The sequence below is a fragment of the Sphingobium sp. TCM1 genome (assembly GCF_001650725.1).
Lineage (GTDB): Bacteria > Pseudomonadota > Alphaproteobacteria > Sphingomonadales > Sphingomonadaceae > Sphingobium.
The window spans coordinates 61905-77092 of the sequence record NZ_LXVX01000006.1; the positions used below are offsets into that span (position 1 = coordinate 61905).

General features: G+C 65.8%; 15 protein-coding genes. 10 read left to right on the forward strand and 5 right to left on the reverse strand.

Translation table 11 applies throughout. The annotated features are described in order from the left end of the window. Positions 1-144 precede the first annotated feature (144 nt). The 3 genes from A7Q26_RS06340 to A7Q26_RS06350 form a co-directional block, all read right to left on the reverse strand. On the reverse strand, positions 145-810 hold the full coding sequence (locus tag A7Q26_RS06340) for a response regulator transcription factor (RefSeq protein WP_066858274.1): 666 nt from the start codon (positions 808-810) through the stop codon (positions 145-147). A gap of 46 nt (positions 811-856) precedes the next feature. After that, positions 857-1195 carry a hypothetical protein gene (locus tag A7Q26_RS06345; RefSeq protein WP_066858277.1) on the reverse strand — a complete coding sequence of 113 codons (339 nt, stop codon included), beginning with the start codon at positions 1193-1195 and terminating at the stop codon, positions 857-859. 134 nt (positions 1196-1329) lie between these two features. Further along, positions 1330-2061 carry an SIMPL domain-containing protein gene (locus A7Q26_RS06350; RefSeq protein WP_066858280.1) on the reverse strand — a complete coding sequence of 244 codons (732 nt, stop codon included), beginning with the start codon at positions 2059-2061 and terminating at the stop codon, positions 1330-1332. A gap of 195 nt (positions 2062-2256) precedes the next feature. Between A7Q26_RS06350 and A7Q26_RS06355 the strand changes: the two genes are divergently transcribed. From A7Q26_RS06355 to A7Q26_RS06375, 5 genes are all read left to right on the forward strand, one after another. Further along, the gene (locus A7Q26_RS06355) at positions 2257-4038 is read left to right on the forward strand and encodes an ABC-F family ATP-binding cassette domain-containing protein (protein WP_066858283.1); all 1782 of its coding nucleotides are present in this window, start codon (positions 2257-2259) and stop codon (positions 4036-4038) included. Between the two features lie 80 nt (positions 4039-4118). Next, on the forward strand, positions 4119-4832 hold the full coding sequence (locus A7Q26_RS06360) for a VIT1/CCC1 transporter family protein (protein ID WP_066858286.1): 714 nt from the start codon (positions 4119-4121) through the stop codon (positions 4830-4832). Positions 4833-4871: 39 nt separating this feature from the next. Then, positions 4872-5417 carry a glutathione peroxidase gene (locus A7Q26_RS06365; protein ID WP_066858289.1) on the forward strand — a complete coding sequence of 182 codons (546 nt, stop codon included), beginning with the start codon at positions 4872-4874 and terminating at the stop codon, positions 5415-5417. Then, the gene (locus tag A7Q26_RS06370) at positions 5414-6724 is read left to right on the forward strand and encodes a M20/M25/M40 family metallo-hydrolase (RefSeq protein WP_066858293.1); all 1311 of its coding nucleotides are present in this window, start codon (positions 5414-5416) and stop codon (positions 6722-6724) included. The genes A7Q26_RS06365 and A7Q26_RS06370 overlap by 4 nt, the downstream gene beginning before the upstream one ends. A gap of 201 nt (positions 6725-6925) precedes the next feature. Continuing rightward, complete coding sequence (locus tag A7Q26_RS06375) at positions 6926-7570, forward strand: trimeric intracellular cation channel family protein (protein ID WP_066858296.1); 645 nt, start codon at positions 6926-6928, stop codon at positions 7568-7570. Between the two features lie 94 nt (positions 7571-7664). Here A7Q26_RS06375 and A7Q26_RS06380 read toward each other — a convergent pair whose 3' ends face one another. Both A7Q26_RS06380 and sppA read right to left on the reverse strand, forming a co-directional pair. After that, positions 7665-9023, reverse strand: a complete 1359-nt coding sequence (locus tag A7Q26_RS06380; protein WP_084439011.1) for an O-antigen ligase family protein — start codon at positions 9021-9023, stop codon at positions 7665-7667. A 104-nt stretch (positions 9024-9127) separates the two neighbouring features. Continuing rightward, entirely contained in the window at positions 9128-11011 is a 1884-nt protein-coding gene (sppA, locus tag A7Q26_RS06385; protein WP_066858302.1) for a signal peptide peptidase SppA, read from the reverse strand. Between the two features lie 157 nt (positions 11012-11168). On the opposite strand from sppA, the gene gpmA reads away from it, so the two are divergent. The 5 genes from gpmA (at position 11169) to A7Q26_RS06410 (ending at position 15108) form a co-directional block, all read left to right on the forward strand. Further along, positions 11169-11855: a 2,3-diphosphoglycerate-dependent phosphoglycerate mutase gene (gpmA, locus tag A7Q26_RS06390; RefSeq protein WP_066858306.1), complete on the forward strand. Its 687-nt coding sequence runs from the start codon at positions 11169-11171 to the stop codon at positions 11853-11855. A 176-nt stretch (positions 11856-12031) separates the two neighbouring features. After that, positions 12032-12520, forward strand: coding sequence for a 5-(carboxyamino)imidazole ribonucleotide mutase (gene purE / locus A7Q26_RS06395; protein WP_066858309.1), 489 nt, complete (start codon positions 12032-12034; stop codon positions 12518-12520). Positions 12521-12534: 14 nt separating this feature from the next. Beyond that, entirely contained in the window at positions 12535-13605 is a 1071-nt protein-coding gene (locus tag A7Q26_RS06400) for a 5-(carboxyamino)imidazole ribonucleotide synthase (RefSeq protein ID WP_066858312.1), read from the forward strand. A 22-nt stretch (positions 13606-13627) separates the two neighbouring features. Next, a complete protein-coding gene (locus A7Q26_RS06405; RefSeq protein WP_066858314.1) occupies positions 13628-14116 on the forward strand; it encodes a dihydrofolate reductase in 489 nt (162 codons plus the stop codon). Between the two features lie 65 nt (positions 14117-14181). Beyond that, on the forward strand, positions 14182-15108 hold the full coding sequence (locus A7Q26_RS06410; protein ID WP_066858317.1) for a bifunctional riboflavin kinase/FAD synthetase: 927 nt from the start codon (positions 14182-14184) through the stop codon (positions 15106-15108). The last annotated feature ends 80 nt before the right edge of the window (positions 15109-15188 follow it).

The window sequence follows — 15188 nt, forward strand, 5'->3', positions numbered from 1 at the left end:
CGGCTTTAGACATTGGCCCGAACGGCCGTTCGGCCTGAGCTTGCCGAGCCGGAGGCGGGCGAAGCCCGACGGCCTTCCTTCCGTTCGAAGAAAAGTGGAGGGCTTCGACTGGCTCAGCCCGAACGGGGGGAAAGGAACGCGTGATTACCGCCCCGGCTCGTCCAGGCTATAGCCGAGGCCGCGGATGGTGGTGATGACGTCGGCGCCCAGCTTCTTGCGGATGCGGGTGACGAACACCTCGATCGTGTTGGAATCACGGTCGAAATCCTGATCGTAGATATGCTCGATCAGCTCGGTACGGCTGACCACCTTGCCCTTGTGGTGGAGCAGGTAGGAGAGCAGCTTATATTCCTGCGCGGTGAGCTTCACCGGATCGCCCTTCAGCGTCACCTTGCCCGAGCGGGTATCGAGGCGGACGTCGCCTGCGGTCAGTTCGCTCGACGCATTGCCAGACGCGCGGCGGATGAGCGCGCGCAGGCGCGCGATCAGTTCCTCGCTCTGGAACGGCTTGGCGAGATAGTCGTCCGCACCGGCATCGAGACCGGCCACCTTGTCCGACCAGCTATCGCGCGCGGTCAGCACCAGCACGGGGAAAGCGCGGCCTTCCTTGCGCCAGCGGTCTAGCACGGTGAGGCCGTCGATGGTGGGAAGGCCCAGGTCCAGCACAACCGCGTCATAGCTTTCGGTCGCGCCCAGGAAATGGCCGTCCTCGCCATCGGTGGCGAGGTCCACGGCGTAGCCCGCGCCCTCCAGCGTGTTCCTGAGCTGCTGGCCCAGGCTCGGTTCATCCTCGACGATCAGCAGACGCATGGGGCTGTTCCGTTTCTGTTATGAATAGGGTTGAAGGGCGCGCCGGTCAGCGCGCCATGCCGATAATATCGCCCGTCCTGCCGTCCGCATCAACCCACATGACCTTGCCGTCCTTCACATATTTCAGGCGATAGCGGTTGGACGAGGGGTTGAACTCGCTGCCGACATAGGTGGCGCCGCCAACGGCGGCGTCGACGCGACGCTTGATCATCGAGAAAGGCATGACCTGGCCGTCCAGCATAGCGCGGCGGGCGGCGTCCTGTTCGTCGCGGCGATTGCCGGCGTCGGCGGCGGGGATCGCCACCGCCAGGGCAAGCGCTGCGCCAAGGGCAGCGGTCAGGCTGTTCCACTTCATCATCATGGGCATGGCATAGGCGCAGCGCATTGAACAGGTGGTGAATGGCGGTGCGGGATGCTGTTTCCGTTTTTCGTCATCCCCGCGCAGGCGGGTCGAAGAGAGTCACGCGCCTCTCTTCGACCCGCCTGAGCGGGGATGACGATCATGATTTGGCGACGGCCCTATTTCTCCAGCGCATATTGCACGGTCAGCGTCACCGAGGCGCTCACCTGACCGGGTTCGACCGGGGTGACGGGCGCGGCGTCGGCCTTGAAGCGCGCGCTTTGCATCATCGGCATCGGCGGATTGCCGCCGCTGTTGCTTTCACTGATCGACACCAGTCGCGCCGAACGAAATCCTGCGGCCTGTGCATAGAAATCGGCCTGCGTCCTGGCGCTTTTCAGCGCGGCGCCGCGCGCCTGGACGAGGAGCGGCGAGGGATCTTCGATCGAGAAGCTGGGGCCGTTGATGTTGGTCGCCCCTGCCGCGACCATCGCGTCGAGCGACGCGCCGACCCGCTTGATGTCGCGCAGCTTCACCGTCAGCTGGTTCGACGCTTCATAGCCGATGAAGCGTGGGCCGGACGGCTGGCCGTCGCGGTTGCTGTAGTCATATTGGGCGCTGAGATTGATGCCGCTGGTCTGGATGTCCTTTTTCGCGATGCCGGCCTTGGCCAGCGCTGCGATCAACCTTTCGGTCTGCGCGGCATTGTCCTGCATGGCGGCCTGCGCGGTCTGTGCGCGGGTCTGGACGCCGGTGCCGACGGTCGCGACATCTGGCGCGGCCTCGACGCTTTCGGTGACGTTCAATGTCACCACCGGCGCGGTCTCGGCGATGGTGACGCTGGTCTGGGCAAGTGCCGCGACAGGCAGTGCGGCGGCGCCGAGCGCCATCAGGGCGAGAGCGGATTTCATGAAATTTTCTCCTCGATAAGCCTTGCACCCGTATTTGGCCCGGGTGCGATGAATGGACGCTGACATGCGGTGAAAGCCGTGCGACAGCTTTCGGGTTCCGTTCTTGCGCTCGGCCGCCCGCCGGTTTGTGTGTTCCGCATTTTCCGAGCCGTCAGGTGGTTCCACCGCCCAAGAAAATGCTCTAGCTGCACCGCCATGGCAGCTCCGATCCTCTCCTTCGAAAATCTCGGCCTCTCGCAGGGCACCCACTGGCTGTTTCGCGGCATCGACATTCATGTCGGGCAGCGCGACCGGCTGGCGCTGATCGGGCGCAACGGCGCTGGCAAGACGACGTTGCTGAAGCTGATCGGCGGCCAAATCGAGCCGGACGAGGGCACGCGATCGGTCCAGCCGGGCGCGCGGGTCATCACGCTGGAACAGGACCCGGACGTGACACCCTTTGCCACGCTGCGCGATTTCGCGCTGGCTGGAGAATTCGCGCCCCCCCCCCATGAGGTGGAGGCGATCGCCGACCAGCTGGGCATCGACCTGTCGCGCGAGGCGAAGACGGCGAGCGGCGGCGAGCGTCGCCGCGCCGCCATTGCCCGCGCGCTGGCGAGCGAGCCGGACCTGCTGCTGCTCGACGAGCCGACCAACCATCTGGACATCGCCGCGATCGACTGGCTGGAAAACTGGCTGGCGCGCTACAACGGAGCCTTCATCGTCATCAGCCATGACCGCGCCTTCCTGACCCGGCTCACGCGCCAGACGTTGTGGCTCGACCGCGGGCAGATGCGCCGCAACGAGGTGGGATTCGGCGGGTTCGAGCAGTGGATGGAAGCGGTCTATGCCGAGGAGGCGCGGGCGGCCGAGAAGCTGGACGCGAAGCTGAAGATCGAGGCGCACTGGCTGGAACGCGGCGTCACCGCGCGGCGCAAGCGCAACCAGGGGCGGCTCGCGAAACTGTGGGAAATGCGCGCCCAGCGCGCGGCGATGCAGGGACCGCAGGGAACCGCCAAGATCGCGGTGGCGAGCGACGACAGCAAGACCAAGAGCGTCATCAAGGCCGAGCATGTCACCAAGGCGTTCGGGGACCGCACGATCATCAAGGATTTTTCGCTGCGCGTGCAGCGCGGCGACCGGATCGGAATCGTCGGCGGCAATGGCGCGGGCAAATCGACGCTGCTGAAGCTGCTGACCGGGGAAATGGCGCCCGACAGCGGCGAGGTGACGCTGGCCAGGACGCTGGACATGATCTTCATCGACCAGCAGCGCAGCCTGATGCAGGGCGACAAGAGCGTGCGCGACGTGCTGGCGGAAGGGGGCGACTGGATCGACGTGCGGGGGTCACGCAAGCATGTCCATGGCTATCTCAAGGATTTCCTGTTCGATCCGAGCCTTGCCGAGGCGAAGGTCGGCACATTGTCCGGCGGCGAGCGGTCGCGGCTGCTGTTCGCGCGGGAATTTGCGCGCGAATCCAATCTGCTGGTGCTGGACGAGCCGACCAACGACCTAGACCTCGAAACGCTCGACCTGTTGCAGGAAGTGATCGCGGACTATGACGGCACGGTGCTGATCGTCAGCCATGACCGCGACTTTCTGGATCGCACCGTCACGGTGACGCTGGGGCTGGACGGCACCGGCGTGGTGGACGTGATCGTGGGGGGCTATGCCGACTGGATCGCCAAGCGCGACCCGCGCAAGGCACCCAGGGCGGAGAAGAAGGAGGCCGCGCCTCCGCCACCGCCAAAGCCCCTATCGGCCAAGCTCAGCTACAAGGACCAGCGCGACCTGGACCTGCTCCCCAAGCGGATCGAAGAACTGGAAGCGGCGATCGCGCGGGACGAGGAGGCGCTGGCCGATCCGGCGCTCTACACCCGCGATCCCGCGAAATTCGCCGCGCTGACCGGCGCGATCGAGAAGGCGCGGGCCGAAAAGGATGCAGCCGAGGAGCGCTGGTTGGAACTGGCAGAGAAGGCCGAGGGTCTGGCCGGCTGAACGCCTGCGTCCGTTCGGGGCTCGACTTCGCTCGGAACGAACGGCAGGGTAGGGGCGACGCGACGGGGACGAGGTATCCGATGGACACGCAGACCGCATCCGCACAGCCCCATCATGAGGTTCATTATGTGAACCGCGTCGGCTGGCTGCGGGCGTTGGTCCTGGGCGCGAATGACGGGATCGTGTCCACCGCCAGCCTGATGACCGGCATCGCGGCGTCGGGCGCGGACGCGCAGACCATCCTGTTGACCGGCATCGCTTCGCTGGTGGCGGGCGCCATGTCGATGGCGGCAGGGGAATATGTTTCCGTCAGCGCGCAGTCGGACACGGAGCGGGCCGATCTTGCCAAGGAGAGGAAGGCGCTCGCCACCCAGCCCGATGCCGAATGGGCGGAATTGCGCGACATCTATGTCGAACGTGGCCTGACGCCGGACTTGGCGGGCGAGGTGGCGCAGCAGTTGATGGCGGCCGATGCGCTGGCGGCCCATGCGCGGGACGAGCTGGGCATTTCCGAAATCGCGACCGCGCGTCCGGTGCAGGCCGCGCTGGCCTCCGCCGCCAGCTTTGCGGCGGGAGCGGCGCCGCCGGTGCTGGCCGCCGCGCTCGTGCCGGCGAGCGAGGCCATCATCGCGATCGTGGGGATTTGCCTGCTCTGCCTGGCCATGCTGGGCCATGCCGGGGCGCGGCTGGGCGGAGCGAAGCCGCTGCGGTCGATCCTGCGCACGCTGTTCTGGGGCGCGCTGGCGATGGCGGTGACGGCGGGCGCGGGGCATCTTTTCGGCGCGGCGATATGATGGCAAGGTCGGCGCCGACCTACTTTCAGGAGACGATAAATGACTGATATCCAGCAGATTCCCCTCAAGACGATCAAGGGGACGGACGCCAGCCTGGCGGATTATGCTGGCCAGGTGGTGCTGGCGGTCAATGTCGCCTCCAAATGCGGGCTGACCCCGCAATATGAGGGGCTGGAAAAGCTCTATGCCGACTATAAGGCCAAGGGGCTGGTCGTGGCAGGTTTTCCCGCCAATGATTTCGGCGCGCAGGAGCCGGGCAGCAACGACGAGATCGCCAGCTTCTGCACCACCAATTTCGGCGTGGATTTCCCGATGTTCGAGAAGATCGTCGTCACCGGCCCCGAAAAGCATCCCCTCTACGCCGCATTGACCAGCGCGCAGCCTGAAGCGCAGGGCGAGGGCGACGGGTTTCGCGAAAAGCTGAAAGGTTATGGCATGACACCGACCGAACAGCCCGAAGTCCTGTGGAATTTCGAGAAGTTCCTGATCGGCAGGGACGGTAGCGTCGCCGCCCGTTTCGCGCCGACGACGGCGCCTGACGACCCAGCGCTGGTCGCCGCGATCGAGGCGGAACTGGCCAAGTGATTCGGTCGCTGATCGCGGGCGCGCTGCTGTTGGGCGGCGCGCCGATCGCCCATGCGGCGCTCAGCCCGGCCGAGCGCAAGATCGGAGCAAGCGTGGAGGCGGGCTACGAACCGTCCGTCGTGCTGCTCGAAAAACTGGTGAACCAGAATAGCGGATCGATGAACTTTCCGGGCGTGAAGGCGGTGGCCGACATGCTGCGCCCGGAGTTCGAGGCGCTGGGCTTTGCCGTGACGTGGAAGCCGATGGATGCGGCCAAGCGGGCCGGTCATCTGATTGCGGTCCACAAGGGCAGAGCCGGCACGACGAAGATGCTGTTGATCGGCCATCTCGACACCGTGTTCGAACCGGATTCGCCGTTCCAGACCTTCGTGCGCGAAGGCGACTTCGCCCGTGGCCCCGGCGCAGCCGACGACAAGGGCGGGGTGGCGACGATGCTGCTGGCGTTGAAGGCCATGCAGGCAGCAGGCACGCTGAAGACCGCCAATATCGAAGTGGTGCTGACCGGCGACGAGGAGGATTCGGGCGATCCCGTCTCGATCGCGCGCGCTGATCTGGTCGCGGCGGGCAAGCGCGCCGATGTGGCGCTCGATTTCGAGGGGCTGTCCCAGGAAGACGGCAAGGACATGGGCTCGATCGCCCGCCGCTCCTCCAACAGCTGGACGCTGAGCGCGACGGGCAAGTCGGGCCATAGCTCGGGCATCTTCTCCGAAAAGGCGGGCGACGGCGCGATCTATGAACTGGCGCGGATCATCACGGCCTTCCGCAAGGAACTGCCCGAACCGAACCTGACCTTCAATGTCGGGCTGATCGGCGGCGGCCAGAGCGCGGAGGTGGACAAGGACGGCGTGCGGATCGCGGTGACGGGCAAGACCAACATCATCCCGCCGGTCGCGGTGGCGAAGGGTGATTTCCGGACGCTGAGCGAGGAGCAGACCAGCCGGGTGCAGGCGAAAATGCAGGCGATCGTCGACAGCGGGCACCTCAACGGCACGTCGGCCAGCATCACCTTCGACCTCGGCTATCCGTCGATGGCGCCCACTGATGGCAACAGGGCGTTGCTGGCCAAGCTGAACGGCATCAACCGCGACCTGGGCCTGGCCGAAATGCCCGCGCTCGATCCGCTCAAGCGCGGCGCGGGCGACATCGCCTTCGTCGCGCAGGATACGGACGGACTGGTCGGGCTGGGGCCGGCTTCCAGTGGCGACCATAGCCCGGCGGAGAAGGTCGATCTGGCGAGCATGAAGCGTCAGGCGAAGCGCGCCGCCATATTGATGAGTCGGCTGGCGGCGGAGCCGGGACGCAAGTGATATCCGGCCGTCATCCCCCGCCTGGGCGGGGATGACGGTCATGACTGACGACGAACGGGGTCGGGTTCGCGCCGGGCCTTGGGACCGATGGCCTGACACGGCTGCTCGGGAGAGGGGGGCGAGGGCGCTTGCGCGCAGGATACCCGACTTCGTTCGCAATGCCGATTCACACGAACGCCATCCGGCTGTAGGGATGGTCTCATGCTTCCACATTCGCCGCTGCTCCCCCCGTCGATCGGTCCGGTGCTTGAAACATTGAGCATCATCGGCACATTCGTCTTCGCCGCATCGGGCGCGCTGGCCGCCGCGCGGCTGCAGCAGACACTCGTCACCTTCGCCTTCTTCGCGCTGGTGACGGGAGTGGGCGGCGGCACGGTGCGCGACCTTCTGATCGGGGCGCCGGTCTTCTGGGTGGTGGACGCGGTGCCGGCGATCGCCTGCATGGCGGCGGCGCTGGTCGTCTGGTTCACCCCGCGCCGCTGGTGGAAGGAGCGGGCGCTCGACTGGCTAGACGCGGTGGGCCTGGCTGCTTTCGCGGTGTTCGGCGCGGCCAAGGCGATGAGCTTCGGCGTGCCGCCTTTCGTCGCGGGCATGATGGGCGTGGTGACGGGCTGCGTCGGCGGCATCATGCGCGACCTGCTGGCGGGCGAGCCGTCGATCCTGCTCAGACCCGAACTCTATGTGACGGTGGCTGCCTTTGCGTCGGGGCTGTTCGTGGCGCTGCGCTGGATCGGGCTGGACATGCCGGTCGCCGGTATGATCGCCGCGCTGCTGGGCTTCGCGCTGCGGGCGGCGGCGATCCGGCGGGGGCTGGGGTTGCCGGTCTATCGGGATGAGCAGGGGTAGGGCGATTTCTGATCAGATGGAATCATCCGATGACTCGAAAATCGCGTAAAACCAATAATCCGGAGCGGCTGATCCGATGCAATCGGATCAAAAGCTAGCGACCGTCCCGGAGTGGGCCGGGAACTGCCGCGCTACCGACAGCGCTATGCTCGATCCCAGTGGGGCTTGCCAACATATTCGTCCCACCTTCAGTCCGGGTTGCTCTGCTGGCGGCCAGAAGTATCGCGATGCAGGCAAATATCAGAACGATAAATCTCGGGAAGAACAGCATTCCGTCAAGCATTGCCATCGCCAGCAGCGCGTCGAGCATGGCCAGCACGGGCATGAGGTCGGGTCGCACTAACACCGCCTGATGGGCGTGCCATATGGCTCGGACGAGAAGATAGAGGGCAGGAATGGTGCCGACCAGCCCCCAACTCAGCAGGAACTGAAGAATGGCGTTATGAGGCTGGAGATGCGGAAACACGCCCGCAGGCGCCAGCCAGATGGACGCGCCTTCCCCCGCGCCGAAAAGGGGGTGCTCAAGCCACAGCGACGCCATTGATGACCACAGGTTCACGCGGCCCCCCATTGCCGCATTCCCGCTCGACACATCCTTCGCTTCGAACAGCAGAAAATAGGGGTCGCCAAACGGCAGCAATGACGTCGCCAGCATATAGGCGACGAAAAGGCAGGCCGACGTCCCGATCATGAAGATCAGGTTGGGACGCGTGCGGGAAAACAGGGCCGCGATCGGCAAGGCGCATATGATCCCGAACACCGCCGCCCGTGTGCCCGACCAGATTGCCATCCCCGCAAGCAGGATGATGGCCAGATAATGCCATGCCGAGGCGCGTTTTTCATTGGAGGCCAGCCATGTCTCGCCGAGCATGAAAGCCAGAACGGCCCCACAGAAGGCGCCGAACAAACGGCCCGATATGAAGCCCGGTATGGCAACGCCCCAGCCAAAGGGCGAGTCGCCCATCGATATGCCCTCGGACGCCGAGAGGAAATGCCAGGCCGTCAGAAGGGAGAGCGCAAACAATGCTGCAATAACCGGAGCGATGAGACGCGAGACGCTCTCGCGAGGGACAACACTCAAACTACCGTAAATGGCAGCGCCGAACGCCAGATGTACAATCCATCTGAGCGTCAGCGCCATTGAACCAAAGGTATTTGGGGATGTGAAGAAAGCGCTCCACCAGAAGACGCAAAGAAATGCAATCAGCGCGATCCTGATATTTCGATCCAAATCGGCGTAGATTTCGCGAAATTTCACACCTTTGTGGAGGGCGAGCAGCACGAATGCAACTTCCGCCGCAAGAAATACCACGCCCAGCTGTCGGGAGAAATTCAAGCCGGGGGAAGGAAGCGAAATTGAGTATGTTCGATATAACAGGCCGCAAATGACGAGCCCGGCAGCAATCAGCCAGCCTATGACGGACATTGTCGCGAGACTGTTTTTTTGCGTCATGTGGTCGCCCCCCGCAGCAGGGCTTAGCTGTGATAGGTAAAGGATTTACAATCCTTCTCGCAATTCCAGGACAGGTTTGGCGGTCAGGCTGTCGATCGAAGTCCCTATCGCCACAATCCCGCCAGCAACGCCAGCACCCCGCGTTCCTCCGCCGCGTTGCGCGACTGGGGTGCGCCGTAGCCGCGGCATTCAAGGCAGTCGGCGCGAACGCCCGCGCCCGTGACCAGCGCCTTCACATCGGCCACCGCCTGGCTGGCCCAGCCGCGCTGCACCCATGCCTGGCGGGCGAGCATGTCGCGGGGGGCGTCGGCGTCGTCCTGCTCGCGGTCGGCGATCGACTGGATGAACTGGGCGAACTTGTCGGGCTGCTTCTCGATATAATAGGGCTTCGCCTGGGCGGGATCGAGCTTTGCCCGTCGCGCCGCTTCGGCGATGGCATCCTCCAGCCCGCCGAAGCGGTCCACCAGCCCGATCTGGCGCGCGGTGCCCCCGTCCCAGACGCGGCCCTGTGCGATAGCGTCGACGGCTTGCGGTGACTTCTTGCGCGATTGCGCGACCAGGCCGACGAAGCGGCGGTAGATGTCCTCGACGCCCAGTTGCATGATCTGGTCGAATTCGGGCGTGGTGCCGCCGGTGACGTCGGGCTGCCCGGACAGCGGCGTGGTCCGCACGCCGTCGGTGGTGATGCCCATCTTCGCCAGCGTGCCTTCGAAGCTGGGGATGATGCCGAACACGCCGATCGATCCGGTGATCGTGTCCGGCTCCGCGAAGATCATGTCGCCCGGCGTCGATACCCAATAGCCGCCGCTCGCCGCGACATTGGCCATGGAGACGACCACCGGCAGCCCGGCCTTCTTGGCCTGAAGTATGGCGCCGCGAATCTTTTCCGACGCCATGACCGATCCGCCCGGCGAATCGACGCGCACCACCAGCGCCTTGAGCTGCTTTTCATCCAGCGCAGTCAGCAGCAGATCGGAAATGGTGTCGCCCGCCGCCGTGCCTGGGCCGGCTTCGCCATCGACGATGTCGCCCGCGACGGTCAGTACGCCGATCTGGCCGTCATTGGCGGGCTTGCGCGCCTTCACATAGGCGGCGAGGTCGATGCTGGCGAAGCTGCCCTCCTTGATGCTGGAGGCTTCGCCCGCGATCTGCGCGACGCGTTCGCCAAATGCGGCCTCGTCGCCCAGCCTGTCGGCGAGTCCCGCCGTCAGCGCCGCCCTTGCCATATTGCCATTGGCGGCGCGGGCGGCGGCGGCGGGATCCCGGGCATAGGCGGCGATCTTCGCTTTCGGCCGCGCCTTCGCCACCTCGTCCTGCCAATTCTGCCACAGCGCGCCGGCAAGCGCCTGGTTCGCCTGCTTCGCTTCGGGCGATTGATCGGTGCGGGTGAAGGGCTCGACGAAGCTCTTGTACGTGCCGACGCGATAGACATGGGTATTGACGCCCAGCTTGTCGATCAGCCCCTTATAATAGAGATTGGAGCCGCCCCGCCCCATGATGGCGACTCCGCCCAGCGGGTCGCTCCAAATCTCGCTGGCATGGGCGGCGAGCTGATAGCTGTCGTCGGTATAGAGAGTGGCGTAGGCCAGCACCGGTTTGTTCGCGGCGCGCACCGCGTCCAGCGCCTTGCCGACGCGCGCGATCGCGACCTGGCCGCCGCCCAGGAAGCCATCGAGGTTCAGCACCACCGCTTTCACCTTGCCGTCGCTCTTCGCCGCATCGAGCGCGGCGACGACGTCGGACAGGCGATATTCCTTCGCCTCCGGGCCGGAGCCGCTCAGCAGAGCCATTGGGCTGACCTCGGCCGGTTGCTCCACGATGCTGCCGTCCAGGTCCAGCAGCAGCGCGCCAGAACCGATGGCCTTGCCCGGCGTCGGCGAAAAGGACAGGGCGGCATAGAGAGCGCCGAAGAAGAGCAGCAGGAAGAGCAGGACGAGGCCGTCCTTGATCGCGACCAATATGCGCCAGGCGCCCTTCACAAATGCCAAATCGTCGCGTCCTTATCCCTGAGCGGTCCTGCAACCGCTATCGCATCGCCCGACCGACTGCAATGTGGGCCTGAACCGAGCGCCCGCAAGGGTTGCGCCCGCGATTTTGCCCGTTATGGGGAGCGCAACGAACGCCCACGCGCAGGAGACGTGCCCCATGCCCACTCTCGTCCTCATCCGTCACGGCCAGTCGGCCTGGAACCTGGAAAACCGCTTCACCGGCTGGTGGGACGTGGACGTGACCGAGAAGGGGGCAGAGGAAGCCCGCGCGGCGGGTCGCCTGATGAAGGACAAGGGGCTGGACTTCGACCAGTGCTATACCTCGCTCCAGACCCGCGCGATCAAGACGCTGAACCTTGCGCTGGAGGAAATGGGCCGGCTGTGGCTGCCGGTCGAGAAGGACTGGCGCCTGAACGAGCGCCATTATGGCGGCCTCACCGGCCTGGATAAGGCGGAGACGGCGGCGAAGCATGGCGACGCGCAGGTCAAGATCTGGCGCCGCAGCTTCGACATCCCGCCCCCGGTGCTGGAAGCGGGCAGCGAGTTCGACCTGTCGAAGGATCGCCGCTATGCCGGTATCGCCATCCCCTCCACCGAAAGCCTGAAGGACACGATCGCGCGCGTGTTGCCATATTGGGAAAGCCGGATCGCGCCCGACCTGAAGGCCGGCAAGCGCGTGCTGATCTCCGCCCACGGCAATTCGCTGCGCGCGCTGGTGAAACATCTGTCGAACATTCCGGACGACGAGATCACCGAACTGGAAATCCCGACCGGCCAGCCGATCGTCTATGATCTGGCGGACGATCTGAGCGCGATCGAGCGCTACTATCTGTCGGAACGCTGAAGCCCCTGTTCGTTTCGAGCGAAGTCGAGAAGCGGCCGGCGCAGCGCTTCTCGTTTCCCGACATGCTCGAAACGAACGGGTTTTGAGCCGAATCTACATTGCCCCTTGGCGGCCCGGCCGCTAAGGGGCTTTGCTTTCCGGGCGGCCCGATGAACCGCCTTGTCAGGGGAAGCGATATGAGCGGGGCAGTTGAGGTCGGCATCATCATGGGCTCGCGGTCCGATTGGGACACGATGCGCCATGCCGCCGAAACGCTGGAAGCGCTGGGCGTGGCTCATGAATGCAAGGTCGTGTCCGCCCATCGCACCCCGCAGCGTCTCTATGATTATGCTGGCCAAGCGATCGGCCGTGGCCTCAAGGTCATCATCGCCGGCGCGGGCGGCGCGGCGCACTTGCCCGGCATGACCGCGTCGATGACGCGCCTGCCCGTGCTGGGCGTGCCGGTCGAATCCAAGGCGCTGAAGGGCATGGATTCGCTCCTTTCCATCGTCCAGATGCCCGGTGGCATCCCGGTCGCCACGCTGGCGATCGGCAAGCCCGGCGCGATCAACGCCGGCCTGCTGGCCGCCGCGATCCTGGCCACTCATGACGCGGCGCTGGCCGAGCGGCTCGACGCCTGGCGCGCGCGCCAAACCGATGCCGTCGCCGAAACCGTCGAAGACTGATAGACAAGAGAGACATGACGACCATCGCGCCCGGCTCCACCATTGGCATTATCGGCGGCGGCCAGCTCGGCCGGATGATCGCCATGGCGGCGGCGCAGCTGGGCTATCGCACCTGCATCTACGCGCCGGAGGACAGCGGCCCCGCCGCCGACGTCTCGCCCTGCTGGACGCGCGGCGCCTATGAGGATGCCGCTGCGCTCGCTGCCTTTGCGGATCGGGTCGACGTCGTCACCTATGAATTCGAGAATATCGATCCGGCGGCGGTCGAGGTGCTGGCCTCCCACGGCCTGGTCCGCCCCGGCGCGCAGGCGCTGCGTGTGGCGCAGGACCGGCTGGCGGAAAAGCGCTTCGTCTGCGACCTGGGCGGCCTGACCGCCCCCTTCGCGCCGGTGGAGAGCCTGGACGAGCTGGAGAGCGCGATCGAGCAGGTCGGCAGCCGCGCGATCCTGAAGACCAACCGCATGGGCTATGACGGCAAGGGTCAGGCGCGCCTGTCGGAGCCGGGCGATGCCGTGGGCGCCTGGAACGCCATCGGTCGCCAGAGCGCGATCCTCGAAGGCTTCGTCACCTTCGCCGAGGAATTTTCGGTGATCCTGGTGCGCGGCGCGGATGGCGAGGTGCGCTTCTGGGACTCGTCCGCCAATGTCCATGTGAACGGCATCCTTGCGACCTCGACCGCGCCCGCTGGGCCGCTGATCGAGGGGCAGATGGAACGGGCGCGGGCGATGGCGCGCAAGATTGCCGACGCGCTCGACTATGTCGGCGTGCTGACCTGCGAATTCTTCGCCAGCGCCGATGGTCCGGTCTTCAACGAGATGGCGCCGCGCGTCCACAATAGCGGCCACTGGACCATCGAGGGCGCGGTGACGAGCCAGTTCGAGAATCATGTTCGCGCCATATGCGGCCTCCCGCTGGGCGACACCGCGCTGGCCGCATCGCGCGTGGAGATGCGCAACCTGATCGGCGACGAGGCGCATGAGTGGCAGGCGATCCTGTCGGACCCGGCCAATCACCTCCACCTCTATGGCAAGCATGAGGCGCGCCCCGGCCGCAAGATGGGGCATGTGACGCGGTTGTCGCTGTAATATTCATCGGACAGGTAGTTGGATGAACCGCACGCACATCACCCTCGTCCTCGCCCGCGCCGACAATGGCGTGATCGGCCGGGACGGCGATCTTCCCTGGCGCCTGCCTGCCGATCTCAAGCATTTCAAGGCCGTCACCGCCGGCCATCCGATGCTGATGGGGCGCAAGACCTTCGACAGCCTGCCCGGACTGCTGCCTGGCCGCCGCCATATCGTCCTGACGCGCGACACGGCATGGACCGGCGAGGGGGCGGAGGTCGTCCATGATGTGGACAGCGCCCTTGCCTTGGCCGATGCGCCGGTCCTGATGGTGATCGGCGGCGCGGAAATATACCGCCTGTTCCTTCCGCTGGGCGACCGGATCGAACTGACCGAAGTCCATCTGGATGCCGAAGGCGATACCGCCATTCCCTATCCTGATCCCGCCGTCTGGCGCGAAACGGCGCGCGCCGATCACCCCGTGCTCGACGGGCGGCCGGCCTACAGCTTCGTGACCTTCGAGCGGCGCTGATGTCTACGAGCGGCTGAAACATGCCGTCCATTGCCACGCTTCCCACGCCCCCCTATAGGCGCGCCATGGAGCGGCTTTCTAGCAGCGCCCCGATCCCCGCTCATCTGCGCGGGAGCGTCATGGCGCTCGGCAATTTCGACGGCTTTCATGCGGGCCATCAGGCGGTCGTCGGCCGCGCGATCGCGCGCGCCCGCGCCGAAGGCCGCCCGGCGATCGTCGCGACCTTCGATCCCCATCCCATGCGGCTGTTCCAGCCCGATACGCCGCCCTTCCGCCTGACCACGCTGGACCAGCGGCAGGCGTTGTTCGCCCGCGCGGGCGCCGACGCGATGCTGGTCTTCGATTTCACCCATGACCTCGCCGCGCTCGATCCAGCCGCCTATGTCCGGCTGCTGGCCGACAATCTGGGCGTCGCGGCGGTGGTCACTGGGGAGGATTTCACCTTCGGCAAGGGGCGCAGCGGCACGATCGCCACCTTCGCGCAGCTTGGCCTGCCCGCCGAAGCGATGGCGCCGGTGACGGACGGGGAGGGGGTGATTTCCTCCAGCCGCATCCGCGATGCATTGCGCGCCGGCGATTGCGCCACCGCCACCCGCCTGTTGACCCGGCCCTTCGCGATCGAGGGGGTCGTCCAGCATGGCGACAAGCTGGGCCGCACCATCGGCTTTCCCACCGCCAATATCGACATGGGCCCCTATCTGCGCCCGGCCTATGGCATCTATGCCGTGCGCGGGCTGCTGGCCGATGGCCGGGTGCTGGACGGTGCGGCGAATCTCGGCATCCGGCCCAGCTTCGACCCGCCCAAGGAATTGCTGGAGCCGCATTTCTTCGACTTCGCCGAAAGCCTCTACGACCAGGTGATCGGGGTGCAGCTGATCCGCTATCTCCATGGCGAGCTGAAATATGACGGCCTCGACGCGCTGATGGCCGGGATCGCGCGGGACTGCGAGCAGGCGCGGCAAATCCTTGCGGGAACGCCCCACGTCGCGTAGGGCGACGGGCACGTTTTTCCTCACCCGTTCGGGCTGAGCCTGTCGAAGCCCTGTCCTTTCTCCGGAAGGGAAGCGCTGCC

Coding starts and splice junctions, on each gene's coding strand:
- A7Q26_RS06360 (WP_066858286.1), top strand. CDS start 4,119: ATGGACACGCAGACCGCATCCGCACAGCCCCATCATGAGGTTCATTAT.
- A7Q26_RS06345 (WP_066858277.1), bottom strand. CDS start 1,195: ATGCGCTGCGCCTATGCCATGCCCATGATGATGAAGTGGAACAGCCTG.
- A7Q26_RS06375 (WP_066858296.1), top strand. CDS start 6,926: ATGCTTCCACATTCGCCGCTGCTCCCCCCGTCGATCGGTCCGGTGCTT.
- A7Q26_RS06380 (WP_084439011.1), bottom strand. CDS start 9,023: ATGACGCAAAAAAACAGTCTCGCGACAATGTCCGTCATAGGCTGGCTG.
- purE (WP_066858309.1), top strand. CDS start 12,032: ATGAGCGGGGCAGTTGAGGTCGGCATCATCATGGGCTCGCGGTCCGAT.
- A7Q26_RS06355 (WP_066858283.1), top strand. CDS start 2,257: ATGGCAGCTCCGATCCTCTCCTTCGAAAATCTCGGCCTCTCGCAGGGC.
- gpmA (WP_066858306.1), top strand. CDS start 11,169: ATGCCCACTCTCGTCCTCATCCGTCACGGCCAGTCGGCCTGGAACCTG.
- A7Q26_RS06405 (WP_066858314.1), top strand. CDS start 13,628: ATGAACCGCACGCACATCACCCTCGTCCTCGCCCGCGCCGACAATGGC.
- A7Q26_RS06365 (WP_066858289.1), top strand. CDS start 4,872: ATGACTGATATCCAGCAGATTCCCCTCAAGACGATCAAGGGGACGGAC.
- A7Q26_RS06410 (WP_066858317.1), top strand. CDS start 14,182: ATGGAGCGGCTTTCTAGCAGCGCCCCGATCCCCGCTCATCTGCGCGGG.
- A7Q26_RS06340 (WP_066858274.1), bottom strand. CDS start 810: ATGCGTCTGCTGATCGTCGAGGATGAACCGAGCCTGGGCCAGCAGCTC.
- A7Q26_RS06350 (WP_066858280.1), bottom strand. CDS start 2,061: ATGAAATCCGCTCTCGCCCTGATGGCGCTCGGCGCCGCCGCACTGCCT.
- A7Q26_RS06400 (WP_066858312.1), top strand. CDS start 12,535: ATGACGACCATCGCGCCCGGCTCCACCATTGGCATTATCGGCGGCGGC.